Annotated in this window: 19 protein-coding genes and 1 pseudogene; 7 read left to right on the forward strand and 13 right to left on the reverse strand. The window is 43.9% G+C overall.

What is annotated here, in order from left to right:
- The first annotated feature begins 54 nt into the window (after window positions 1-54).
- Entirely contained in the window at window positions 55-1,959 is a 1,905-nt protein-coding gene (mnmC1, locus tag LNTAR_RS09110; protein WP_007278393.1) for an FAD-dependent 5-carboxymethylaminomethyl-2-thiouridine(34) oxidoreductase MnmC1, read from the forward strand.
- Between the two features lie 27 nt (window positions 1,960-1,986).
- On the opposite strand, the gene LNTAR_RS09115 is transcribed toward mnmC1, so the two are convergent.
- From LNTAR_RS09115 to LNTAR_RS09125, 3 genes are read right to left on the reverse strand one after another with little or no spacing between them, the layout of a single operon-like run.
- A complete protein-coding gene (locus LNTAR_RS09115) occupies window positions 1,987-2,934 on the reverse strand; it encodes an ABC transporter substrate-binding protein (RefSeq protein WP_007278394.1) in 948 nt (315 codons plus the stop codon).
- Window positions 2,931-3,695: an ABC transporter permease gene (locus LNTAR_RS09120; RefSeq protein ID WP_007278395.1), complete on the reverse strand. Its 765-nt coding sequence runs from the start codon at window positions 3,693-3,695 to the stop codon at window positions 2,931-2,933. The genes LNTAR_RS09115 and LNTAR_RS09120 overlap by 4 nt, the downstream gene beginning before the upstream one ends.
- Window positions 3,692-4,423, reverse strand: coding sequence for an ABC transporter ATP-binding protein (locus LNTAR_RS09125; RefSeq protein ID WP_007278396.1), 732 nt, complete (start codon window positions 4,421-4,423; stop codon window positions 3,692-3,694). The genes LNTAR_RS09120 and LNTAR_RS09125 overlap by 4 nt, the downstream gene beginning before the upstream one ends.
- 338 nt (window positions 4,424-4,761) lie before the next feature.
- Here LNTAR_RS09125 and tkt point away from each other — a divergent pair, with 338 nt between their 5' ends.
- The 4 genes from tkt (at window position 4,762) to LNTAR_RS09145 (ending at window position 10,941) form a co-directional block, all read left to right on the forward strand.
- On the forward strand, window positions 4,762-6,735 hold the full coding sequence (gene tkt, locus LNTAR_RS09130) for a transketolase (RefSeq protein ID WP_007278397.1): 1,974 nt from the start codon (window positions 4,762-4,764) through the stop codon (window positions 6,733-6,735).
- A 146-nt stretch (window positions 6,736-6,881) separates the two neighbouring features.
- Complete coding sequence (locus LNTAR_RS09135) at window positions 6,882-8,519, forward strand: ATP-binding protein (protein ID WP_007278398.1); 1,638 nt, start codon at window positions 6,882-6,884, stop codon at window positions 8,517-8,519.
- A 3-nt stretch (window positions 8,520-8,522) separates the two neighbouring features.
- Window positions 8,523-9,578, forward strand: coding sequence for a serine/threonine protein kinase (locus LNTAR_RS09140; protein WP_007278399.1), 1,056 nt, complete (start codon window positions 8,523-8,525; stop codon window positions 9,576-9,578).
- Between the two features lie 100 nt (window positions 9,579-9,678).
- On the forward strand, window positions 9,679-10,941 hold the full coding sequence (locus tag LNTAR_RS09145) for a cell division FtsA domain-containing protein (RefSeq protein WP_007278400.1): 1,263 nt from the start codon (window positions 9,679-9,681) through the stop codon (window positions 10,939-10,941).
- Window positions 10,942-11,244: 303 nt separating this feature from the next.
- Here the strand turns inward: LNTAR_RS09145 and LNTAR_RS09150 are convergent, their stop codons facing one another.
- Together LNTAR_RS09150 and LNTAR_RS09155 are read right to left on the reverse strand one after the other, a co-directional pair.
- Window positions 11,245-12,690 (reverse strand): ISNCY-like element ISLar6 family transposase, encoded by a 1,446-nt coding sequence (locus tag LNTAR_RS09150; RefSeq protein WP_007278401.1) that lies wholly within the window; start codon window positions 12,688-12,690, stop codon window positions 11,245-11,247.
- Window positions 12,691-13,004: 314 nt separating this feature from the next.
- A complete protein-coding gene (locus tag LNTAR_RS09155) occupies window positions 13,005-15,266 on the reverse strand; it encodes a DNA polymerase domain-containing protein (RefSeq protein ID WP_007278402.1) in 2,262 nt (753 codons plus the stop codon).
- Between the two features lie 220 nt (window positions 15,267-15,486).
- Between LNTAR_RS09155 and LNTAR_RS09160 the strand changes: the two genes are divergently transcribed.
- On the forward strand, window positions 15,487-15,867 hold the full coding sequence (locus tag LNTAR_RS09160) for a type II toxin-antitoxin system RelE/ParE family toxin (RefSeq protein ID WP_007278404.1): 381 nt from the start codon (window positions 15,487-15,489) through the stop codon (window positions 15,865-15,867).
- A 2-nt stretch (window positions 15,868-15,869) separates the two neighbouring features.
- Window positions 15,870-16,187 (forward strand): helix-turn-helix domain-containing protein, encoded by a 318-nt coding sequence (locus tag LNTAR_RS25475; protein WP_007278405.1) that lies wholly within the window; start codon window positions 15,870-15,872, stop codon window positions 16,185-16,187.
- On the opposite strand, the gene LNTAR_RS09170 is transcribed toward LNTAR_RS25475, so the two are convergent.
- The 8 genes and pseudogenes from LNTAR_RS09170 to creD all read right to left on the reverse strand — a co-directional run bounded on the left by LNTAR_RS09170 (window position 16,188) and on the right by creD (window position 23,984).
- Entirely contained in the window at window positions 16,188-16,481 is a 294-nt protein-coding gene (locus LNTAR_RS09170; protein ID WP_007278406.1) for a hypothetical protein, read from the reverse strand.
- Between the two features lies 1 nt (window position 16,482).
- Window positions 16,483-17,937: a two-component system sensor histidine kinase CreC gene (gene creC / locus LNTAR_RS09175; RefSeq protein WP_007278407.1), complete on the reverse strand. Its 1,455-nt coding sequence runs from the start codon at window positions 17,935-17,937 to the stop codon at window positions 16,483-16,485.
- Window positions 17,934-18,209 (reverse strand): winged helix-turn-helix domain-containing protein, encoded by a 276-nt coding sequence (locus tag LNTAR_RS28430; RefSeq protein WP_202944942.1) that lies wholly within the window; start codon window positions 18,207-18,209, stop codon window positions 17,934-17,936. Before LNTAR_RS28430 ends, creC begins: the two co-directional genes overlap by 4 nt.
- Window positions 18,210-18,339: 130 nt before the next feature.
- Window positions 18,340-18,618: pseudogene (locus LNTAR_RS28435) on the reverse strand (response regulator); the annotation flags it as partial.
- A 195-nt stretch (window positions 18,619-18,813) separates the two neighbouring features.
- Window positions 18,814-19,323: a hypothetical protein gene (locus LNTAR_RS09185; RefSeq protein WP_007278410.1), complete on the reverse strand. Its 510-nt coding sequence runs from the start codon at window positions 19,321-19,323 to the stop codon at window positions 18,814-18,816.
- Window positions 19,304-20,080 carry an archaeosortase/exosortase family protein gene (locus tag LNTAR_RS25480; RefSeq protein WP_007278411.1) on the reverse strand — a complete coding sequence of 259 codons (777 nt, stop codon included), beginning with the start codon at window positions 20,078-20,080 and terminating at the stop codon, window positions 19,304-19,306. The genes LNTAR_RS09185 and LNTAR_RS25480 overlap by 20 nt, the downstream gene beginning before the upstream one ends.
- Window positions 20,077-22,674, reverse strand: coding sequence for a VIT domain-containing protein (locus LNTAR_RS09195; protein ID WP_007278412.1), 2,598 nt, complete (start codon window positions 22,672-22,674; stop codon window positions 20,077-20,079). Before LNTAR_RS09195 ends, LNTAR_RS25480 begins: the two co-directional genes overlap by 4 nt.
- Complete coding sequence (gene creD / locus LNTAR_RS09200) at window positions 22,671-23,984, reverse strand: cell envelope integrity protein CreD (protein WP_157473425.1); 1,314 nt, start codon at window positions 23,982-23,984, stop codon at window positions 22,671-22,673. Before creD ends, LNTAR_RS09195 begins: the two co-directional genes overlap by 4 nt.
- Window positions 23,985-24,241 lie beyond the last annotated feature (257 nt).

Here is a 24,241-nt window from a genome sequence, read left to right on the forward strand (position 1 = left end):
AAAAAAGGCTCAAAGGGCATAGATTCGTGAGATTGGTTAATTGAAGGATAATAAATGAGCACTGATGAAAACTCGTGGAGCTTTACTGAAGATGGTACTCTCTATTCTAAAAAGTTTGAAGATACCTATTTCATGGAGGGTTGTGGTTTAGAGGAAAGTCGCGAGATCTTCGTACAAGGCAATCGCATTGCGGGACGTCTCGAGCAAGAAAATCAGCTCGTAATTGGCGAGACGGGCTTTGGTACAGGACTCAATTTCTTGGCGGCTTGGGATACGTGGAGAAAATCTTCGCAGACTTGCCGACTCATTTTTTTTACTTGTGAACTTTATCCTCTCGAGCAAGAACTTCAGCGTCAGGCCTTGGGGCCTTATGATGAACTTGCTGAGCTCGCCAAAACTCTTTTAGAACGCTTGCCAAAAGCCAAGCAAGGATTTCATCTCATTGACTTTGAAGAAGGGCAAGTTCAGCTCTTACTCATGTTTGGTGATGTGAAAGAAACTTTCTCTGAGTGCTCTCTCCGAGCGGATGCTTGGTTCTTAGATGGTTTTGCCCCTTCGGGCAATCCCGAAATGTGGAACGATGATGTCTTTCGACTCTTGGCAAATCATTCTCGAGAGGGAACCACACTGGCGACTTTTACGGCGGCGGGTTTTGTGCGCCGAGGACTCATGCAAGCAGGTTTTGCCATGGAGAAAGTCCCTGGTTTCGCTGGTAAGCGTCATCGTTTGAACGGGAAGTTTGAGCCCGGAACGCGACGCTTCGCCAAATTGGAGCTGCCTTGGTATGTACTTAAGCAGCAGGTACCCCAACTGGAACCCTTGATTATTGGTGCGGGAATTGCGGGTACAAGCTTAGCGAGAGAGTTTTCAAAAAAGGGGATTGCCAGTCAAATTCTCGATCTTTCTAGCCAAGTGGCTCAGGGGGCTTCGGGGAATCGTCGAGGCATGATTATGCCACTTTTTACTCAGCATGGCAATCATCAGGAAATGCTCACGGTATGTGGCGCGGAATATAGCTTAAGGCTTTTACAAGATCTTGGAATTGAATCAGAGCCTCACGTTTACGAATTGGATGACAAGTGCGAAAATAGCCAGCTTTACGAGAATGCCGAAAAGCGTCATGGAAGTGCTTATGTACATGGAGAGGAAAAATTTCCCTTTGCCAAGCAAGCCCTTTATATGCAGCAGTCAGCGGTCATCAATCCAGTAGAAGTTTGTGAGGCTTTTTTGCGTGATTCGCAAGCACAGCTTATTCAAGCAGATGTGGTCGATATACAAAGAGAAGGTGAAGTTTGGCAAGTTGAGCTCGCCGATGGGCAGAACTTATCCACCGATACGCTCATTATTGCTGCAGGTACAAAGACGAGAGCTTTAATAGAAAAAATTTATGGCGAATCAATCCTCAATCTTTCCAGCCTTCGAGGCCAAGTCGCCCATATTAAGGGGGAGGAATTATCGGCTTTTACGGATCTACCCAATATGTATGGAGAGAAATATTTGCTCAGAGATGGTGAGGACTTTCTCTTGGGGGCGACTTATCAAGAAGATGATGAAGACCCGAATTTACGTGCAAATGATTTTGCGGAACTCGCAAAAGCACTCAAAGATTTACTTCCCGATTTAGAGGGGGAGCTCGAACTCACAGAAGGAAGGACGGCGTTTCGTTGTAAATCCAAAGATTATTTACCGGTCGTAGGGCCGATGCCGGACTTAGAATATTTTCGAGAGACTTATGGCGGTAATAAGCGTACGCATGCCGCATCACGTTTGCCAGAAGCGGAGTATATGCCAGGGCTCTTTGTAGCGAGTGGCTTTGGCTCCCGAGGTTTCACTACGGCGCCGCTCTGCGCTAGAATGTTAGTGGAAGAAATTATTCATGGGCACAGCTTTTTTCCAAATGATTTTCGACGTCACCTCCATCCCGCCAAGTTCACTATTCGTGAACTTAGACGAAGTTAAAAGGTGCTAGGTCTAAAGTCTAAGGATTTATTGATCGCTCAGGAAACTTGTGTTGTAAACTTTATGAAGATCTGTTGGGATTGCTTTGAGTACACCGCATTCATGTAATTGCTTGGCAAGGGTATTCCAACGTTCGGGAGTCATTTGACCAAAGGGGTCCGCACTCATCATTCCGGGAAGTAATTCGGCACTGCGCTGAAGTGTCGTGCCCAGTTCTGGATTTTTTTCGATGATAACTTTATTAGCTGAGCTAGGGTTCTTGAGGTAGGCGATCCAAGCTTTTTGCGTGGCTTGGACCATGGCCTTCACCAATTCCGGGTTCGTATTAATAAGTTCTTCACGACAGATGAGTACGGAGGCGTAGGGGTTGTAGCCTAAGTCAGCTAATGAAAGCGTTTTAATGTCAAAGCCTTTGTCGCGGATGATGAGCGGTTCGCTATTGATGTAACCCTGCATAATACTTTGAAAGTCGCCGAGGAAGAGTGCTTGGCTATAAGCGACTGTTTGATTTTTTTTAATTTCTGGATGTTTATGTACGAGGTATTTATAAAAAGGTTTAGTATCGTTGACGATAAGGCGGTTGGCTTTTGCGATGTCCGCAAAGGTTTCGAGGGGCTCATTCTGATGAGCAATAAGGCAGCGAGGTGAAGTTTGATAGGGAGCGAGTAAGCCGACAACTTTCAAACCATTTTCTCTGACAGCTAAAATTTTATCGGCATTGGCAATGCCGAACTCAAACCGTCCGATGGCCACTTCAGTTTCTACGGGATTCCCAGGGCCACCACTGACAATTTCTACATCGAGTCCAGCTTGTTTATAAATTCCCGATTGCACGCCGTGAAAGTAGCCGCCGTGCTCGGCTTCGGGAAACCAGTTGAGTTTAAGTTTGATTTTTGCTTGACCAGTTTCAGCGGGCTTTTCTTCTTGGCAAGAGAAGAGCAGTAATGAAGCGAGGATGAATACGAGTTTTTTCATGTGGATTTCCTATCGAAATGAGCGCGTTTAAGAATAAAGTTTCCGAGGCTAGAGACAGCAATAAAAATTAACCAGCCTAAAAAAGCGGCACAAAAACTGCTAGCGAAGAGGTAGGGGTAGTTGGCGTTTTGTTGATTGCTTTGGATCAAATAAGCTAAGCCACGAGATTCGCCACTGAGCCCAGTGAAGTATTCACCGACAATGGAACCGACCACGGCTAAGCCTGCCGAAGTCTTGGCACCCGTCACTAAATTAGGAATGGCAGAAGGGATACGGATTTTTATCATGATATCCCATTTGCGGGCTTTGTAGAATTTCATCAAAGAAAGAAGTTGAGTATCAATACGAGTTAAGCCAGTCGTCACGGTGGTGATAATTGGAAAAAGTGAGACAATGAAAGCAATCAGGATCATCGATTGGGTGCCAGCACCAAACCACAGGATGAAAATCGGGGCAATCGCCACGATGGGGACAGATTGCAGAAAAATGGCGTAGGGGTAAAGACTATTTTCGATAAGTTTTGACTGAGACATGCAAAAAGAAATGAGTGAACCCCCAATTAGCGAAAGTAAAAAACCGCAAATGGCGATCAAGCCGCTATTGAGGCTTGCTTTGAGGAGTTCGCTTTTATACTCAATACAGGTTTTTACGATGGTAATTGGAAAGGGTAAGATGAAGGGATTGATACTGAAAAGGTGAATCACTGCTTCCCAAGTTAGAAGCAAGAGAATGAAAAAACTTAAGGGAGCGAATTTCTTCATGATTCACAACCTTGCAGAGCCGAACGGAGCTCATTGAGCTTTTGATGAAATTCAGCTTCTTGGAAAAAATCACTGGTCCTCGGGTGGCTTTTCTCAATGCTAATTTCTTTGGAGATCTGCCCCTTTTGATTCATAACTAAGACTTTATCGCTCATAAATACTGCTTCATTTAAATTGTGAGTGACGAGGATGATGGTGGAAGGACTTTTGTGGTGGATCTCTTGAATCTCTAAATTGAGGCTTTCGCGCGTCATTTCATCCAAAGCACCAAAGGGTTCATCGAGAAAGATGAGCTGAGGTTGAGTGATGAGGGCTCTTGCAAGCGAGGCGCGCATGCGCATGCCTCCTGAGAGTTCATGAGGGAATTTTTTGCGATGTTCGCTAAGTTTTGTGAGCTTGAGGACATTGGCGAGGCGTTCTTCTTGGTTATGACTTGCCAAGGGAGTGATCTCGAGAGGTAAAAGAATGTTATCTTCCAGGCGTCGCCAATCGAGCAGTAGGGGGTCTTGAAACACGAAGCTACGTGATGCACCAAGGTTATCGTCGATATCAACGGAACCAGAATCCAGCGTCTCTAAATCAGCCAACAAACGCAAGAGGGTGGATTTGCCACAGCCCGAGGGGCCAATGATCGCCACGATTTGCTCGCTAGCAATCTCGAAATTCACATCATTGATAATCGCCATATCCCCAAAAGCCTTGGAGACATTTTTTACCTTTACACTCATAAGTTACTCAAAATTGTTTGCTAAACTTAACTCTTAGGGTTCGGCATGCAACATCAATTAACAATTAGACGAGATGAAAAATACCTTTAATTGTGAAGGAATGGTCGAAGAATAGCATGAGACCTTAGGGTCTTATTATAGGCTATGTTGCTCAGCGAGCATATTAGGCAAATGTTTGTATTTTTCCGTCAAGTTTTTGATAAAATATGAACTTATCATCATAGGAATTTTAAACTTTGTCTTAAAGTTTTCAGAAGTGCTTGAAATTTATGGGCTAAACGCAATATATAAGCGTGTAAAAAACTTTAACATAAATTATAACACGGGAATCATTTGAAATGAGCCAAGAAAAATTGCAAGAGCTTTCTGATCACATCGCTGTACTAAGTGCAGAAGGTGTACAAGCTGCTAATTCCGGTCACCCGGGTATGCCAATGGGATGTTCTGACATCGGTAGCATACTTTGGAGCAAACACTTAAAACACAATCCTGCAGATTCAAACTGGTTCAATCGCGACCGTTTCGTTTTGTCAGCAGGTCACGGTTCAATGTTCATCTACTCACTTCTGCACCTCTTCGGTTACGATGTAAGTACTGATGATCTCAAAAATTTCCGTCAGCTCGGCGCAAAAACTCCTGGTCACCCAGAGTTTGGTCATACAGATGGAGTAGAGACAACTACTGGCCCACTCGGTGCTGGTATCTCTAACGCAGTGGGTATGGCTCTTGCAGCGAAAATCCAAGGCGAAAAATTCAATACAGCAGAACACACAGTGGTTGACTCAAATATTTACACTGTATGTGGTGATGGTTGCTTAATGGAAGGTGTGGCGTCTGAAGCTGCATCAACTGCGGGTCACCTTGGTCTCGATAATCTCGTTCTTATTTACGATTCAAACAGCATCACGATTGAAGGATCTACTGATCTTGCTTTCACTGAAGATGTGGGCATGCGTTTCCGTGCTTATGGTTGGGAAGTGATCGAATGTAATGGTAACGATCTTGATGCCGTTGATTCTGCATTAACTCTCGCGAAAAAATCTGACAAGCCAGTTATCATCATTGCGACAACGATCATTGGTAAAGGTTCACCTACTAAAGCGGGTACTCACAAAGTACACGGCGCTCCACTCGGTGCAGAAGAAGTAACGGCTTTCCGTGAAACTCTTCTCGGCGGCGAAGCTTTTGATGTCAGCGATTCAGTCAAAGCTTTCTGCGCAGAAACTGCTGCAGCAGGTGCTGAAGCTCAAAAAGCTTGGGAAGCTGAGTTTGCAGCTTGGTCACAAGCGAATCCTGAACTCCGTAAAGAGTGGGACGTTTACCAAAACCACGAACTCCCTGCAGAATTCTCTTTCCCTGAGTTCCCTGTTGGCGAAAAAGTAGCTTCACGTAAATCTTCACACGCAGTCCTCAACTCTCTTGCAGAGCAAGTGCCTTTCCTCCTCGGTGGATCAGCTGACCTCGACTGCTCAAACTTAACTCGCCTCGATGCTGAGGGTGACATCAACACTGGTAAGTTTGATGGCCGCAACCTTCACTTCGGTGTTCGTGAGCATGGTATGGGTGGTATTGTTAACGGTATGATCAACTTCGGTGGCATGCGCGTTTACTGCTCAACTTTCCTCGTATTCTCTGACTACATGCGTCCGACTATCCGTCTTGCTGCATTGATGAAGACTCCTGCGATCTACGTATTCACACACGATTCTTTCTTCGTTGGTGAAGATGGTCCAACTCACCAGCCTGTTGAGCACAAAGCCGCTCTCGAATGTATTCCTGGTCTTACGGTTCTCCGTCCTGCTGATGCCAACGAAGTTAAAGCAGCTTGGGAAGTGGCAATCAGAAAGACTGATGGTCCTACGGCACTTCTTATGTCTCGTCAAAACCTCACGACACTCGCTGAGACAGTTGACAACGACGTGGCTAAAGGCGCTTACGTGGCTAAAGCTGAAAGTGGTGATTCTATTGATCTCATCCTCATGGCTTCTGGTTCAGAAGTTGAACTTGCCGTTGCTGCAGCTAAGAACCTCGAAGCTGAAGGTAAATCAGTTCGCGTTGTCTCTATGCCTTCTTCTACTCTTTTCGAAGAGCAGAGTGCAGAGTACAAAGAAAGCGTACTTCCAGGCGCAGTAAGCAGTCGTTTTGCGATTGATTACGGTTCTTCTATCAGCTGGTACCGCTACATCGGTCTTCAAGGTGCAAGTCACTGCCTTGATCGCTTTGGTGAATGTGGTCCTGGTGGAACAGTTGCAGAGCACTTCGGCTACACGACAGATGCTCTAACGGCAGAAGTTCGCGACTACCTCGCATAAGAATTTCTACCACACTTTAAAAAGTGTTAAAAAGGTCGGCTTTTCAGCCGGCCTTTTTCTATTTTTAGAGCTTCCGATGTGGAATAAATGGCGACATCAGCTTTATTATCAAAAAATTATTAAAGTCTAACAGGAACTCTATATATATGAGCTATCACGCTGATACCGTTCACGGTGAATCCATTCGCATTACGGGCCATATTCCCGAAGATAAACCTTGCTTTGTTATTTCGTGTAACCGAGGTGAAATTGCCGCAGATACGCTGCGCGCAGCCAAAGAAATCATGAACCCCCACGTGCTTACGGCAACGCTTCACACTGCGGGTGATGGGCAGTATCCTTACGTTGAGCAATCTGAGTACCACATTTGCATTGGTCCAGATACCTTCTCTCCAGAACAAGTGGCTGCGGGTCGCGCAAAAACTCCTTACATGGATATTCCTACACTGCTCACGGCTTGTGGTATTGTTCGCAAAATTGGTGAAGATCTTTTCGGTAAAGATGGTTTCAAAATTGGTATCCACCCAGGTTATGGTATGCTCTCGGAAGAGCCTGAGTTCGCTAAAGCTGTCGTCGACGAGGGTTACATCTTCATTGGTCCTGGTGAATTCACCATGTCGATGATGGGCCCAAAAGATAATGCACGTGATTTAGCGATGAAATCCGGTCTCCAGGTTGTTCCAGGCGCTGGTGATATTCACACTATTGAAGATGCTCAAAAAGCTCACCAACAAATTATTGCTGATAATCCTGAACTCGCCGATCGTCGTTTCCGTCTTAAAGCCGTTGCAGGCGGTGGTGGCCGTGGTCAGATCGTTTTCCAAGGTGCAGATGATTTGCCAGCAAAATTTGAAGAAGTACAGAATGTTTCTTACGCACTCGGTTGGCCTTCACACTTTGTGATGGAACTCAATATTGAAGTTTCTCGTCACTACGAAATTCAACTTTTCAAAGACCTCACTTTTTATGGTCGCGAATGTACTCTGATGCGTTCTTCGCAAAAAGAAATCGAAGAATTCCTTGCACCAGAAAGTCTAATGGATACGGATCCTGTCGCGGCAAAAGAGTTAGAGAAAATGATCCAAGCAGCACCTAAACTCTCTGAGCTTTGTGGCCTCGATTCAGTTTCTACTCTTGAATGTATCTACGACGAAGAGTCTCAAAACCTTTACTTCCTTGAGATGAATACACGTATTCAGGTGGAGCACCCCGTATCAAATCTTGCCACTGGTGTTGATTTGCTAAGATCGCAAATTCTCTACGCATTTGGTGCACCCATTACTCTCAAGCAGGAAGACATCGAATTCCGCGGTCATTCAATTGAGGCACGTATCACAAATCTTGATCCCTATAGTGAATCTTATGGTCCCATGGGCGGTAAAACGATTGAACGTTACTTACCTCCAAAACGTACGGATCGCATGCGTCACTATGGCTACGTTAATAGCGGCAATACTCTTACGAGTTTTGACCCGATGTTTGCTAAATTAGTGGGTCGTGGTCACGATCGTCAAGAAGCCATTGAAGCACTCTTCCGTGCCTTATCTGAGTTCATTGTCGATGGGCCAGCTTTCCGTCACAATATTCCACATCAGCTTTTTGTTATTTGTCACCCGAAGTTTTTAGCACGTGAATACAATTCTGAGACAATGACAGAAATCCGTCAGCTCTTCCTCGAGAAGTTTGTTCCATTCTTTGATGATAAGTTTGGCAAAGAAAATCGCTATAATTCGCCGATTGTTGCGGATGCAGTGAACCTTTTCTACGGACAGCACTTTCACTAAGACGTGGCAGCTGCTCAACGTCAAATAGGTCCCTATAAAATCGTCGGACGCCCTTTGGGCTCCGGTGGTATGGCCACTGTCTATCGAGTTGAAGATAGCAATGGCCAACACGCTGCACTTAAAGTCCTCCATGCTCATCTTAATCGTGAGCGCAAAATTGTTGAGCGCTTTAAACAAGAATTTGCCATTGGTAAGAAAATGGCGAGATTCAATAATTTCGTCAATATGCATTCACTGGAGAAAGTGGATAACTCTTGGTGTATCCTCATGCAACTCGTTGAGGGCAAGACCTTAGAGCACCGCCTGCTCGAAGTCCCTCAAGCCATTGCGGTGGTCGCAAGTTTAGCCAATGCTTTGAATAGTTTTCACAGCAAGGGGCTTATTCACCGCGATTTAAAACCCGAAAATATTATTTTGAGTCAGTCTGGTGATCTTAAAATTATGGATTACGGCATTACGCGTGAACTCTCTAATAACATGACTCGTACGGGAACGGCGATGGGAACTTTGCTCTACATGGCGCCCGAACAACTCGAAGCGAAGAAGAATTTAGATCACCGTGCCGATATCTTTTCTCTTGGAGTTATCTTTTATCGCCTGCTCACCAAGCGCGATCCTCATGGCTTGGGAAACAAGGCGGAATACGTCCATGTGATGGAGAGCCGTCTCAAGAAAAAAGTCCGCAAAGTGCCAGGGCTTGATGACGATCAGTTAACTTCCTTACTCAACAGTATGCTTGCTGTTGATCCAGATGAGCGCCCCAAAGATTGTCAGGCTCTGCTCAGAGAACTCAAAAAATTACCTCAAGCTCCCAGCAATATCAAAAAGATTTTATCTTCCTTAACTAAGGATAAGGCTAAGGCGCCGACAAAAAAGAGTAAAGTTGCAGAGAAAGTGGATAAAACGATTCAGCGTCCAGTGACTAAGAACGAGCGTAAAAAAGTCCCTGCGGGCTTTATCATGATGATCTTTGTTTTATTTGTCCTCACCTTTGCCGGGCTTTATTTTTTTGGCCCTCCGCAATTTCGCGATGAGCTACAAAAAATAGTTTCAGGATAAAGCGATTTTCCTCGATCTTTTTCGAAGCACTGAATTGATTAAATAAGTCTCGAAAGTTACAATGAAGCAGACCTAAACTATTAGTGAGAAAGCTTCCCCAATGCCATCCCCGAAAACGCCTGTGATTTGTGCCCTCGATTTGGGCTCCATGAATATACGCGTCATTTTGGCCGAAGTGATTGATGGGGAACCACGTTTACTCGCGTGTGCGAGGCGGCCCTCACTCAAAATTAAAAATGGTGATATCCAGGTTGTACAAGTTGTGGGCGAGCAATTGCTCTTGGCCCTGCAGCACGCCGAAGAACTCGCTCATGGTGCGACTGCCGATCACGTTTATGTAAGTATTTCTGGTAGTGGTCTACATACGGATTTAGCGAATGCCAATGTTTATATTTCCGATGCGGAAGGCGTGGTGACCGCCGAAGCAATGCGCGAACTTCAGCATCTCTTAAGCGATCATAAAATCCCGGTCAATCGCGAATTACTCTGCGTTGATGTCTGTAAATATTTTATTGATAATCAAAAAGAAGTTCTCAATCCAACCGATCAGGTTGCCGTCGCCCTTTCGTGTGATGGAGTGCTCGTGAGTGCCGACCAAAATTATGTGGGTGGTGTGCGTCGTTTGATTAAGGAAAATCTTGGTCGCGAAATTATGCGTCTCTTACCAAGCAGTCGTGTCTTGCCCCATGCGTTTCAAAATACTCTTGATCCCGATCGCGGCACACTCTGCCTAAACTTGGGTTACGGAACTTTAGATTACTCGGTGTACAAAGGCAATGAGCAGTATCTCAATACTCTGCCGATTGGTTTAGATCATATCTGCATGGATTTGGGGGAATGCTTTGATTTACATTCCAAAGAATCTGAAAAACTTCTCAAGGCTTATATAGAAGTCTATGGCTCTTTACCCGAAGGTGAAGATGGTATGATTGAACTTAAAGGCCTGCCAGGAACGGAACCCCGTCGCGTTTCTCTGCAATCCGTAGAAACTGTGGTCATTGCTCGACTTCGCGAGATGCTCGAACTCGTTTGGCACGATATCTGTCATGCAAAGAAGAATAGTGCGGTGAGCGCCGTCTTGATGACGGGTGGCGGAGCTCGTCTCAAAGTTATCGAACGTTTGGTTCCAGAGGTGATGAGTTTACATCTAAGTAAGCCACATTATGAGCCTCAGCATATCTTGCCTGATATGAGAGATGAAATCGACTTGTGGTCCAATTGCCTCGGCACACTTATTCTCGGTGCACGAGATTATCAAGTGAGCCTCGAGGGTGGCCGCATGCCCATTACGAGTCAGTTCACCGCTGAATTTCGCCGTATCGGTGGCTTAGTCAAAGACGTTTTTTCCCATATTAAGTGGTAGGAAAAAATTCTCAGCTTTCAGCTCTCGCTAAGGCACTGAGCAGCTAAGTTTTTTGTCTGAGTTAATCTTGCGAATCTGTGTATGGATTAGTGCGTTCAGTGTGGATTCCACAAGCATTTTCTCAAAAAATTTAAGCCTCATGCAAAATACTATATTATTATCTATCACTTGGCGTCTTTCCGTCTTGGCGAGAAATATTATTTACCATAAACCACATTTTTTTAAAATATATCCCAATGATTTCTGAGTACTCTTGGTCCATGTAAATTAAAAATTTGCTCTCGCTAGATGCACTCCGACATTCTACGCAGCAACTTGAAGTTCGATTTGAGATAATAACTGGTAGAGTCTCTCCAAGTTGAACCCTATAGTGCTTATGAGCGTTTCCTGTCGAACTCTCTTTAAGCCACAAACGGTAAACCTCTCAAGATTGTGATAGTTCTTCATCTTTGAAATCCCCGCTTCAGAGATTGAGCGGATGTTTCTCGCCAGCTGATAGTTTTCACTTTCATAAATTTCTTCTCCCAGAAGCTTCTTGCCCTTTGAACCGCTGATACTGACTAATTCCACTCCCTGTTCTATGGCGTAATCCAAATTCGTTGCAGAGCTATATCCATCATCAACACTGACCATCATAGCGGATTCTCCAGTCATTTTTTTATTTTCCACAAGGCAATCTGCAAAGACTTTACTGTCACTGGTATTTCCAGATTCCAAAATGAAAGAAGTCAGAAAACCATTGGCACTAAAAGCAAAGTTTGGACGATAACCAAAAACTGTTTCACGACCGCCTTTTTTGATAAAGGCAGCGTCGTCATCACTCATACTGTAAATTTTTCTTGCCGTCTTGGCATCGTAGTCCTCAGGAGCCATCTTAAAGCGGTGCTCAACCATCAAAACTTTATCAATAAAGCGAGAAAAATCTTCATCAAGCATCGAGGACTTTATACTGCTACAGTGCTGTTTGATTTTAGGTAGAACCTTTTCCAGGCGTGTTATAAATTTTCGACACCTCGGCAAAAGTTCTTGTGTATAAGACTTATACCTCATTTTCTTGGCTCCTTTCTTCCCTTTAAACATCGAAATCACAAAATCCAATTTACTCATATCATCACAGTAATTCTGTAGACGTTTGAGAGGGATTCCTCTACGTTCAAGGCAAGGGAGCTTATCATGTACTTTCTGAATATTTTTCATAACTTTACAACTAAGGTTCTTCAGTAATGCACTATCAACCGGCCAGGACGAATCGGCTTTGATGGCTGTGGAATCAATGATTACTGCTGAGAAATCATCTAAGTCACATGCTTTGACACAGTTCAAAATAGCTTGATGAAAAAGTGTAAGGGTATGTTCAGAAAGTGCAGAAATCTGTTCATGAATCGTATTGCGTGAAGGGAACTTCCCGATGCCTAGGCGCCCGATAAATTGATGTAATGAACTGTTCTCACATAACATGCTATAGCCGCGTTCCCCGTAACAATTATTATAAAAGTGACGGGCTATGAACAAGGCAACCACTAATTCCGCTGGTGGATGCTTTTTGGTATTGCCATTTTTAAATTCGCGATTTTTAGTAGCGGCCCTATCCATACTCAACTGGAATTGATCACTCTCAATCGCTTTTCGGATCCCTTCAAATTCAGGAAGAAGTATGATTTCCCCCGCAATCTTCAGCGGACCGCTTAAAATTCCTGCCGTTTGTTGTAGTTCCCCGATGAAATATTCGGAAAAAAGAGTATCGTTCATGATGAATTCCGCCTGCTATTTGTTTTTGTAAAAAACTACAATATAGCATTTTAGGCGGAATTTTTTACAAATAAATACATTTTAAAGCTATTATTTATGAGCCTCTTGAATGAACTGTCGGAGTGCATCTCGCTAAGGCGCCAAGAAGCTAAGTTTTTTATCTGAGTTAATCTTGTGAACCTGTGGATAACTTTTTTATTCACACGATAAATCGTGACTACGAACCTTAAGTGCTGCAGCGAATGAAATGAAAGATCTGCTAACTGCCACATGAAACTTATCGTCTTACTTCAATATAGAAAGAGAGTTTTTTATTAAAATAGATCTTGCTGATTGAGGACGGCGGCTTTCCACGAAAAATCATAATGCTGAGAGAGTGTTTTGACAATGGGGCTAATTTGCTTGTCGATGTAGTGCTGATAGTCAATGGTTGAAGTGATCTGTGATTGCGGTTGAGGACCTTCCTGCGTCATGAGATAGAAGACAATACGCGGGCTAGTTTTCAGTAAACGTGCGGCTTTTACATGGGGCGGGGTAGTGCGTGTGTAGGACTCAAGTGGCTTTGTTAACCTCTTTCTATAAGTCAGTAAATGGTCGAGAGACCCTTGATTCAAATCATTTATCAGTTCTTGGATAAATGTTTCGATTGAGTCGGCACTTTCTTGATTAAAAATCTTCTCGAGTAAATCACTTTGTAGCTGACGAGCGAGTTCTGTCCAATCCCTGCGCACGGCTTCGAGTCCCACAATTTCTAATTCATTTCCTTTCGGGGTGGATTTGAGTGCGGCATAACTTTTTGCTCGTCCTTTGCTATCGTCTCCTCTCATGGAGGGCTGAAAAAAAGTCGGGTAAAACTTCTCAAATTCTAAGTCGAGACAAGACTCGATGCCAAAATCATTTTTGAGGTGCTGAGCAAGTTTTTGGTTGATTTGATGATGCAAGTCACTGCCAATTTTTTGAGCTTCATCGAAACTGAGTTCTTGGCTTATGCCTAAATCAACAAAGAGTGAATCCGTATCGCCGTAGAGCACCTTATGATTCATGTCTTCGAGTAAACTCCGAACCCAACGCAATAAGTAGTGACTCGTCTGAGAAACAGATGAAACAACGGGCCCTTGAGCAAAGCGGCACCCTGAAGTTCCCAAGACCCCAAAGAAGGAGTTCATGAGGATCTTACAAACAAAAGATGCCAGTTCGTCGCCATCATCTTTAGCTGCTTGGCGACTCGCAAAAAAGCGCTCTAGAGTTTGAGGCAAAATGGAGTGTTGACGTTGAAAGCTGACTCCGTTGGGTAAGCGGATCAGGCAATCGGATGGACCTTCATTTTTTAGGATTTTTTGTGCTTGAGCATAAGCTAAAGGGTCGATATTAAAGCTACGAATAATCGAGGGGTAGAGACTCTTGAAATCAAAGACAAAAATATTTTTATGAATTCCCGCATGGGGTTTCATCACTAAGCCACCAGGGTGGGAATCACGTAGTGAGCGATCCACTCCCAGCGTGGGGGCGAGGTAATTTTTTTTATGGAGTTCCATGATATAGAGGTACTCGAAACTCGCAATACTTCCCCAACAGCGCTCAAGGCTGAGTCCAGTGAGTAAGCTTCGTCTTAAACTCAAGTCGACGAGATTTTTCGTCTTTACTAATTGGGCTAAAAGATGTGCTCGTTGAGCACTATGGTAGGCTTGCGGTGAAGGAAAGTCTTCATTTAAAACTTCCGGAATGATGCACTCGGGAGTGGGCTCTTCGTAACGTTCCCAAGTATGGTTCATGAGTTCCTTGATATCGAGTAACTGACGTCCTTGAATGACGCTGAGTTCACGTCCACGGTACTGACGATCGAGAAACCATTGACCCTTGCGACTCCGCCCTAAATCAAAACTTATGCCATGGAATTTAAAGCGCTCTTGAAGTGGTAGAAAGACTTTTTCTTGAACCTCCCAGGCACAGATAACATCGGGATCTATCTGTAGCAGTGATGCTTTGAAATTTATGAGTAGAGTATATTCATCTTCACTTGCATCATGTCGTTTTTCATCGGACTGATCTAGATGAGATAATGAATACGCTGTAAGGATTTTGTCATTAAAGATAAGGTCAAGAATAACAGTGCTAAGAGTTAGCTTGGCGTCTGAGGGATTGAGTTGAGGGTTTGTATAAATGCGGTCAACACCATGACCTTTAGTCCAAGTTCCTGAGATCTGGCAGCTACTGCGAACCCCTTGTTCCATGAGGTACTGAAGATCAACTTTGATATCGGCCTCATACGTACGAATCTTTTGCTTTTTGAGTTTGTGTGCCAGCTCGTCTAATCGGCGTTTGTCAGGCGATGCAATGCGCCAACTGGCTTCATCATCCATGCAACGGCGTGAAGATTCTTTTAAATGAAATTGAGTCCCAGAGATGAGTGGCCGCACTTTTTCTAAGTCACTCGAACGAATGTGAAAAAAAGGTGAGAAGCGCGAATCAATGAGGCCAAAACTTTCACCATTTTGCAATTTTCCAATCAAGTAGATCATACAACGCCCTTTGTGGAAGCGAGAGAAGCTGTGGATGATGTAGGCAGGGCTGGACATATGGACTCATTGAGGGTTAATCAAGAAGCTTACTCTTCACTCGCACTTTGGTCAATACAGAAAAGAGAGCAGATCCTATTTGCTGAAGAAATCTGACAAAGTGTTAGCTAGCAAGGTATTTATTCAGCTGTGAGGGAGCTGCAATAAAGTTTTATATTTGTAAACTATAGTTAATAAGACTATAGTTTTAATGATCAGCTAATGGTATTGGAGATTTGTTGTGAGGGTAATTTTAACTAAATCAGTAAAAAAGTGGCTTGATAAAGAAAAGAATGTAAGGAATGCAAACATAATCGCGGCAGCGGAAGAAGTGGTCTTAGGAAGTTTTGAAGCAAATCTTGGTGGAAACCTTTATAAAAAGAGAATCTCGAATAGTACAAATAAAGGGAAGTCGAGTGGATCTCGGTTGATCGTAGCCTTCAAGCATGGAGATCGTTTCTTTGTGTTGCATGTCTTCAACAAGAATGAAAGCGAAAATATAAGTAGTAAAGAAAAAGCAATTTTGATACAAAGAGCCAAACAATATTTTCAGTTAGATGAAGAACAGTTGAGCAAGGCGATGAAGGCCAAAGTTTTATTTGAAATTAAAAAGGATAATTAAAAATGAGTCGGATAGCAAAAGAAGCTATGGTAGAAACGCAAGCTCTATATGATTTAGGTCTTGTGCCTCAAAGTGATTATGAGAAAATGATGAAACTCACTGCACGCGATGTGAAAATCCCAGAGCCTGTAAAATTCACCCCAAGCAAAATCATTCAGCTTAGGAAAAGTCTTCGTGTTTCACAACAAGTATTTGCCAATGTAGTGGGCGTTACATCTGGTACAGTGAGCAAATGGGAACGGGGGGAGAGTCAGCCAGAAAAAGTAGCTTGTCGTTTTCTTAAGGTTTTAGAAAAAGAAGGTATGGAAGCTATTAAGTAGTCATTTTACTTCTTGAAGCTTTTCGCCGTAGAGGGATTTCAGTCGATCAATGGCTTCTTGGGGGTTCTTCTCGACTAATTTTAAACAGGGTTGGCAGCAGACGTAAATTCTCTGACCCTTGTATTCCACAAATTTAAAAGGATCAATGGGCGTGCCTTTGTAGGGGCAGGTTTCTTGGGGTTTGAGTTGCTCGGGCAGTATGACTTTAACTTCAGATTTTTGGGCTACTGGTTTAGTTCTGGCACAGGAAATGAATAGTGAAATAAAGAAGGTGGCGAGCAGTGATTTTTTCATGTTAACGACTGATGGGGAGCGCAATTCGTATTTGAGTACCTTGGTTCTCACCATTGGAGTGTATGGAGATTTGACCATGATGATAGGTGATAATTTCACGCACGATGGCGAGACCGAGGCCTGAGCTTTTACGCCCATTATTGGGGCGTGGTAGAGAGTAGAAGCGATCAAAAATTTTATCTATCGCATAATCGGGGATGCCTTGTCCCGAGTCGGTTATAGTGAGTTCGAATTGGTGGGCATTTTTGGTGGCGCTGATCTCGATGATACTTTGTTCGGGAGAAAATTCGACCGCATTTTTGATAAGGTTATTGAGGGCGACTTGCAGTAAAAATTCATTAGCGGCAACAGGTGCTTTAGAAATGGTGTTGCGGTAGCGAAATTGATGCTGAGGATAACGCTCTCGACTTTCCCTAAGGATATGTTGAGCTAAAGCACAAAGGTCCAAATTATTCATTTCCATGTTTTGAGCATGATTTTCGAGACGGCTCAAAAAGAGTATGTTCTCTATCATTTTATTCATGCGAGTCGTTTCTTTACGCAGGTTTGTACAGAGTTGAGCCGCTTGTTCGGGCGTGGCCTCGTCAAGAAGTTCGAGGGCACCATGCATGGCGGCAAGAGGACTCTTGAGCTCATGGCTGAGCGTTTGCATATAGCTTTCCACATAGGCGGTACCATCGAGTTTTTTGAGCATTTCTTCCATGGTGTTGGCAAGGATTTTAATTTCACCATAGGGAGTGGAAGGTAGGAGGGGACGTTGGCCATTGCCGATTTCTTCGGCGTAATCAGTGAGGCTCTCAATGGGGCTAACAATGCGTCGGGTAAAGTAAAAGCATAAGAGGATTAAAAGAGCAAGAGTGAGAAAGGCGGTGCGGACAATTTTTTTGCGAGCCAGATTGAGGTAGAGGCTCAGGCGTTTGACGGGTTTAACGTAGGTGATCGTGCCAGCAATTGTTTGATTTTCATCATAGACAGGAAGACTGACGTGAAGCACTGAAGTGGAGGGGTCGTCTTTGTCTGAGCGCGTCGAGCGGGCGCCATAATCTCCAGCAAGAGCTAAAGTGACATTGCGCCAGTGATTATAGGATACGCCTTTTTCCTTGGGTGAGCCACTATGGTAAAGAATCATCCCGTCCTTATCAGTGAGGTAGATCTGGGTATCGCTCCCCCATTTTTCGATGGCATAGATTTGAGCCTTGGGGGTATGATTTGGAGTGAGAGAATGTTGCTCAAATACTTGAGAGATTTTTTGTATGGCCATGGGGTCATCTTCATTGCGTGACACATAAATGAGTGCGCGCAGGGTAAAAACCTGATCATACATGAGCTCCTCGCTTGCTTCTAAATAATGACGTCGAGAATCACTATTCAGAGAGTCGGTGAAGAGGTAGATAGCTAGGGCAGAAATGACGCCAAAAGTAAGAATGATTCGTTGCTTTATGGTGAGGCGAGTCATTCAGGATCCTCAAGCGAGTAACCGAAGCCACGGTGGGTGATGATGAGGTCTTTGCCAATGGTTTTTTTGAGTTTGGCACGCAGGCTTTTGACGTGGGCATCGACAGTGCGTTCCATGGCGGAGTTGGGGTCTTGCCAAGCACGTTCTAATAATTGACGACGGCTGAAAACACGACCAGGCTGAGATGCAAGAGCTTCGATTAAATGAAATTCGTGAGCGGATAAAGTGAGCTTTTTGGTCTTCGTAAGAAGCTGAGAAAGTATTTGAATCAACCTTTAATTTTCCTTCGGCTTGCTTGGGGCTCTCGATTTCGAATGAATTTTGCGTTCTGCGCAAAACACTCTTGATTCGAGCGGAGAGTTCACGAGGACTAAAGGGCTTGGTGACATAATCATCGGCACCGATCTCGAGACCGACAATGCGGTCGACTTCGTCAGAACGAGCAGTGAGCATGATGACGGGGATATTTTGCGATGCGCGCAATTTACGACAAAAATCAAAGCCATTTCCATCTGGTAGGCCAATGTCGAGAATGATGAGGTTAATCGTATTTTCGGCTAAGTACTCATCAGCTTGAGCGAGTGTGGAGGCCCAACGGTGTTGAAAGCCTTCGAGGTCGAGTGCCATGCGAATATTATCGGCAATGGATGGTTCATCTTCAACAATGAGAATTTTTGGCATAATGGGGGGCCTCCTAGTTTAGAAAAAATACTGGTTTAAAAAAAATTACCAAGTTCAAGTTACTTGAACTTAATGAGTGCTTTGCATATTTTTATTCCGAAATCTCCCGTCCGCCTGGTCAAGGATTGGCAAATCCTTGCTAGGGGAGCTCGAGGGGAAGGATTCCTCTCGTGAACTTGCATGACTCCCCCACCTTTATTCCCCCTCCTTATTTTTTTGGATTTTCGTGATCGAGAGCCAGGGCCCACGGGTTTGTTTGAATAAGGCTTTCCAATACCAAGAGGAAGCATCGCTAATTGTTTTATGATCTTGGTCAATAATGATTTCAGATACGAGCAAGTGTTTGCCCTTCCACTCCGCATTAAATTGTGACCAAAGTCGAGAGCGAGAATCTTTGAAAAGGGGAAGGAAGCTGATTTTTGCGCCATTAGATTTGAGGCAGACCGAGGCAGAATGAAACTTCCGGCTGGGGCGAGTGACTTGACGTAGGATGTATTCATTTTCTCCATCGTGAAAGCGCGCGACTTTCCCAGGGAAATGTTTGAGAAAGACTTTTTCCTGCTCGCCCATGGCTAAGGGCTGCAGTTTTTTTCCTTCGAGTTCTTGGGGCCAAGTGACATTTTCTACCGAGATTGCGGGTGCAGGCTTATGCAATACACTGAGCAGTGCAATAAAGATCGTCGCACTAAGATAGAGCTTTTGCATTTGAGATCCTTTTTTGAATGAGTAATAAGCTGAAAGCAAAGAGGGCAAAAACGAACAAACCCACCGCATTATGAGTAAATTCGGGCAATTGCAAAGGAGTGTTTTCCAAATAAAACAGGGTGGTATTACGAATAACATTGGCGAGAAATATGACGCCGAAACCCATGGTAAAAAACTTAAAGAACTGCAGCGTGCTGAGTTTTTCGTAAAGGGCAATGATACTGATCAACAATAAGCCCGCCCATAACATATTGATTCCACTACAGGGGGCATCGACCACGGTTTGACGACCTTGCCATTCCAAAACAGTGCCGTGTGCATAGACATTAATACCACCAACTTTCAGTAAGATTGCAGAGGCTTGTGTGGCCAATAAGCGCAGGGGGTAACCAAAGAAGAACTGTAAACTCGACATGATGGGCAGGCTTAAAACTAAAAGAGAAAAGGATGGCCAAAACCAAGCTTTTTGAAAGCTCAAAGAAATGAATAAGTTAAGGTTGATGATGAGAATGAAAGCTAAGGCAATTGGTGGTAAGCCAGAGAACAGGGTGATGAGAGCGAGAAAGTTTAAAATCAGACTCCATTTGACTTGGTGAGCGGTAACTATCTCTAGTTTTTTTTCTTTTGAGATGAAAAGGATTAAGATGGCTAAGGCAAAGAGGCAGTGACCATCGCTTTCTTTGAAACGATAGAATAACCACGCTAAACTCGGCCAATTGGCGAGCAGGCAAAGGCCGATGGCGTGTGAGTACTTCATGCGCGAGAGGGCTCCAATTTTTGCTTGTTCTTAAAGTGATAATAGAGGAGAAGTAGGCTGAGGATAATAATGAGCGCCCAAGTTTCGGGTTCAGGCACAGTGGGGACAGTACTTGGATCCACCGCCTCGAGGCCTGCAGCATCGTATTGCGCTTGAGTTTCTAATACAACGGCGCCAGAAAGAGGGGTGACGAGTTGGTAGAGGGCGGCTTTATTCGCCATTTCATCATGGTCACTGCGATCTGAAAAATAGGACTGATTAACTTCATCTGAAACCATGAGTCGGCAGAGGTGAGAGTTCGCTTGGGGCGCTGTTTTTGGGTAAGACTCGGCATCGATAAATTGGCGCTCAAACACAGGCCATTCACTCGGGTTGAGCATTAATTCAAAGAGGGCAATGAGTTCAGCGCGATTACTCGCCGCTAAATTAGAGTAATGCGGTGAGCTTTTGATTTCTTGAATCACTTTATTGGCGCCTTCATTGAATTGGAAATTGCGAATGGGCACAAGGCCCCGACGTTTTTGGTATTGATTCAGTTTGCTACTTGAGCTGAGTTCATAGGGTTGCGGCCCGTGGAGCCAGATAATGGAGCTTTCCTGATCGGTGAGTTCGATAAGCTGATTGAGCGCATGCAAATTATCGTAGCCTCCCTCGAAACTATAATCGTCGAAATCTGAGTAGCGATTGACTTTAATGAGTTCATCTGAGGCAATATAGATTTGGAAATTGGGGTTCGTAATAAGTTTTTTAAGCGTGGGTGCCAGAGCTTGTTTTTCTTTGGCTAAGCTGGTCGAGCCATCAATGAGCACGAAGAATTTTTGACGTTTAAAAGGTGAGCCATAGCGAATTTTTGAGGTGATTAATTTTTGCTCATCATGGAGGTCTCGGCCCCAGAACTCATTGAGATCGGTGCGAGGCAATTCAGCACGAAAGCTTTGAGTCATATCTTGATGAAGCAGCGATCCACGTAGTGAATGACTTGTCGCGGACAGCTCAATTTTTAAGCTTTTGAGTGCGGGTTTCGCAAATTTTTGTTTAGATTCAAGCCAAATATCATGTTTTAAACTAGGACTTCGGTAGTAGTTGGAAGCGAGGATTTGTGGAGGATAAAAGTAAGCCTTGCTTTTGTCTTGACTCAAAGGCATGGGGCTGCTTATACCAATACGAATTTTCATACGTTTTTGTGGAAGTACTGGGAAGCATTGAACGAAGATACGGTTTTTTGCACTCCAAGTCACGAGCACGGGGTCACGATTTTGACGAACAATATTCTTGTAAGCACTTTTAACTTTGGAAGTTTTGGCAAAGGCGGCTTCGCGCTCTTCGCCATTCACCCAAAGGGTGAGGCGACTGACGACAGCTTGGTCGGGAAGGAGGATTTTCATGCGAGCTTCGCGATTTTGAAATTGATGACTGTTTTCAAATTGCATGACCCATTCGCTATAGGCAATAGCTGGATCGGCATCGAGTTTACTATCGAATTGTGAACTGACAAGTAGGAGGTCTTCCTGCTTATCTCCAATTTCTTGGTCACCGATATCGGAGTCCCACGTCCAACGACGACGCGAGTTACGGTTAAGTTCTGAGTCAAAGATGGAATGAGTAGTGATTTTATGGGGAATTTTCCCCGTGACTCGAAAATAGAGTTGGTTGAGTTTTTTATGAGGAACGTGATTATTGATAGGGAGATCTCCGACCGCAGCCGTACCAGAACCAAAGCCACGTTGAGATTTTTTGAGAATGTGTTGGCTCGAACCCCAAGAACGAATGAATGAAGCAGCCACGGCCTTTGATCTCGGATCACTGCCTTTTAGGTATTGACTAATTCCGTACTCAGTCAGAGCACTTGGCATTTTATTGAGAATTAATAATGAGAAAAGGATAATGACGGCCGTAAATGAATGCTTGAAACGAGATGCTTTGATTTCATGGGCCAGGTAATAACGTTTGCGCAAACAGAAGACACCCGAGAAGCCAAAGAGCGGGGAAAGGCTGAGGAAACCAGCGCCCATAAGCAGAATGCCGAGTGCACTCAGGGGTGAGAGTGGAGCAAAATAAAGGCAGTAATAAAATGAGGCGGCAATAGCGGCGTTTTGGAGAAGAAGTATTTTTGGATTGTAGACTTTATTACGCTTTAGTTGGAAATAGGTGATTAAATTACTGAATGGTGGAAAGGCGCATAAAATGAGGTGAAGAAAGTCGGGAAGGGGATCAAAAAAACTTTGGGTAAATGGACGGTAGAGCAATTCTATGATGATGGCTGCAAAGGGAAGTAAAATGGTAAAGAACATGTAGTAAAAAGTCGTGCCAGAACTGAAGTCATTTGAACCGACCGTGTTTAATGCAGCTTTTTGTTCCGCGTACTTGAGCTCACCGGATTTGATGTCTAAGCTTAGGGCTTTGGGACGCTGAACTTTCTCTAACGCGATTTCCAAATTGTTGAGTGTGATCTCAGATTCCCAACCCACAAGTAAATCATAGATAATGTTGCGCAATTCATCTTTGCGCTCTTGGTTGCGGCAGAGTTCGTGGGACTCAATAAATTGCTCGAGTCTTTCCTGGGCTTCAGGACTTAATGTTTGTGAATTTTTCATGCTTCGACCTCCACAGCTTTATAGGAATTGAGATCCCTTGTGAAGTACATGACAATGCCGAGGGTAATAATTAGGCCTAGACTTCCCATGAGCAGTGCATAATCTTCCAGTTGAATCGTCCCAAAGAGATAGGCATAGAGTCCTCCAGTCGTGAGCGTGATACTGAGAGCATTTTTCCAGCTTTTGAGCAAGCTTAAGGAGTAGAGACTAATCATTAAGGTGGAAATGAGTGAGGCAATTAAATAAGCCAGATTAAAACCGAGGTGCTCTGAAACGGAGAGTAAAAGTAAGTAGAACATCATCGAGGCAAAACCCACGAGGATATATTGCAAAGGATGAATATTGATTTGGCCGAGACGTTCGCAAATGAAGATGGCGGCAAAAGTAAAGCATAAGAAGAGTAGGGTATATTTGACTAGGCGGTGAACCTGACTATAACTCCCATTAAATTGAATGAGTCGCACACTGCAAAGTTCTGAACTCGGACTTTGTTCTTGGTCAAACCAAGAGCTGACAAAAGTGCGTTGAAGATCGTGGACTTCCCATTGAGCATTAAAACCTGTATCATTGATTTGGTAAGTGTCAGGAAGGTACTTGCCTTCAAAACCGGGGTGGGGCCATGATGATTGGAGTTGCACGAGTGTTTTGCGGCCACTTGGACTCAAGCTGATTTCTTGGCTCCCATTAAATTGCAGCTTAGTTGACATGCTTAATAAGACTTGCTCGGAATCCATTTGAATGGGGAAATGAAAACCCGAAGACAAGCCATTACTGATGGGGATGCCTTGAAGAGCGTTTATTTTTTCTTTGCCGACCTCGAGTGTGATGCTTCGGCTCAGCCCCTTGAGGTCACTGATGCCAAAACTGAGAATCGCTTTTTCATAATCTAAGTTCTTGCTTGTGGGCAAGTCTTTTAAAGATCGCAAATCAAAAGAAAAATCGTAATTCATTTCTCCTTTGTAGACAATAGTTTTGAAGATAGACTTTTTGCGTTCTTCTGGCTTGAGTTGTCCCTGAATATTGAGTTCTTCGGGATGAAGGTGAATGAGTTTAGGGCCCGTATCTGAATTGAAAGGAATCGATAAGATGGGACCATAGATGTTTTGTGACCCGCCCCATTTCTGGTGGATCTGGTTGAGGACTTCTGCACTGCGTTGTTCACGCTCAGCAATGAGCTCCAAAATAAGTGATTTGGGAATGGTGAGCAGTGAAATAATGATTGCGATCATCGCAATTTTTAGCATTAATGAATCTTTTAAGAAATTTAAGATTTTGGGGATAGGACTTGTGTACTTGTATTCATCACTCATGGCTTTCTCTCTCATTGTTGTTAGCTTAGGATTACTAAAAGGGAGAAATATGAAATTGATGTGAATCGTATGTGAAGTCTGTGAAAACTCGAGGAAATTTCATAGTTCTATAAGAGGAGAGGATTACCACAGAATGCACCGAGAACACAGAGTTAAGCTTAGAAAGCTGAATTATAAATCTGTAAGTAGGACTTAGGGCTGGGATGAATATCAGTTCTTAATCGACCTTACAGAGTCCTCACTAATTCTCCGTGAAC

The organism is Lentisphaera araneosa HTCC2155 (assembly GCF_000170755.1).
In the GTDB taxonomy this organism is placed as follows: Bacteria; Verrucomicrobiota; Lentisphaeria; order Lentisphaerales; family Lentisphaeraceae; genus Lentisphaera; species Lentisphaera araneosa.

Coding starts and splice junctions, on each gene's coding strand:
- mnmC1 (WP_007278393.1), top strand. CDS start 55: ATGAGCACTGATGAAAACTCGTGGAGCTTTACTGAAGATGGTACTCTC.
- LNTAR_RS09115 (WP_007278394.1), bottom strand. CDS start 2,934: ATGAAAAAACTCGTATTCATCCTCGCTTCATTACTGCTCTTCTCTTGC.
- LNTAR_RS09120 (WP_007278395.1), bottom strand. CDS start 3,695: ATGAAGAAATTCGCTCCCTTAAGTTTTTTCATTCTCTTGCTTCTAACT.
- LNTAR_RS09125 (WP_007278396.1), bottom strand. CDS start 4,423: ATGAGTGTAAAGGTAAAAAATGTCTCCAAGGCTTTTGGGGATATGGCG.
- tkt (WP_007278397.1), top strand. CDS start 4,762: ATGAGCCAAGAAAAATTGCAAGAGCTTTCTGATCACATCGCTGTACTA.
- LNTAR_RS09135 (WP_007278398.1), top strand. CDS start 6,882: ATGAGCTATCACGCTGATACCGTTCACGGTGAATCCATTCGCATTACG.
- LNTAR_RS09145 (WP_007278400.1), top strand. CDS start 9,679: ATGCCATCCCCGAAAACGCCTGTGATTTGTGCCCTCGATTTGGGCTCC.
- LNTAR_RS09150 (WP_007278401.1), bottom strand. CDS start 12,690: ATGAACGATACTCTTTTTTCCGAATATTTCATCGGGGAACTACAACAA.
- LNTAR_RS09155 (WP_007278402.1), bottom strand. CDS start 15,266: ATGTCCAGCCCTGCCTACATCATCCACAGCTTCTCTCGCTTCCACAAA.
- LNTAR_RS25475 (WP_007278405.1), top strand. CDS start 15,870: ATGAGTCGGATAGCAAAAGAAGCTATGGTAGAAACGCAAGCTCTATAT.
- LNTAR_RS09170 (WP_007278406.1), bottom strand. CDS start 16,481: ATGAAAAAATCACTGCTCGCCACCTTCTTTATTTCACTATTCATTTCC.
- creC (WP_007278407.1), bottom strand. CDS start 17,937: ATGACTCGCCTCACCATAAAGCAACGAATCATTCTTACTTTTGGCGTC.
- LNTAR_RS09185 (WP_007278410.1), bottom strand. CDS start 19,323: ATGCAAAAGCTCTATCTTAGTGCGACGATCTTTATTGCACTGCTCAGT.
- LNTAR_RS25480 (WP_007278411.1), bottom strand. CDS start 20,080: ATGAAGTACTCACACGCCATCGGCCTTTGCCTGCTCGCCAATTGGCCG.
- LNTAR_RS09195 (WP_007278412.1), bottom strand. CDS start 22,674: ATGAAAAATTCACAAACATTAAGTCCTGAAGCCCAGGAAAGACTCGAG.
- creD (WP_157473425.1), bottom strand. CDS start 23,984: ATGAGTGATGAATACAAGTACACAAGTCCTATCCCCAAAATCTTAAAT.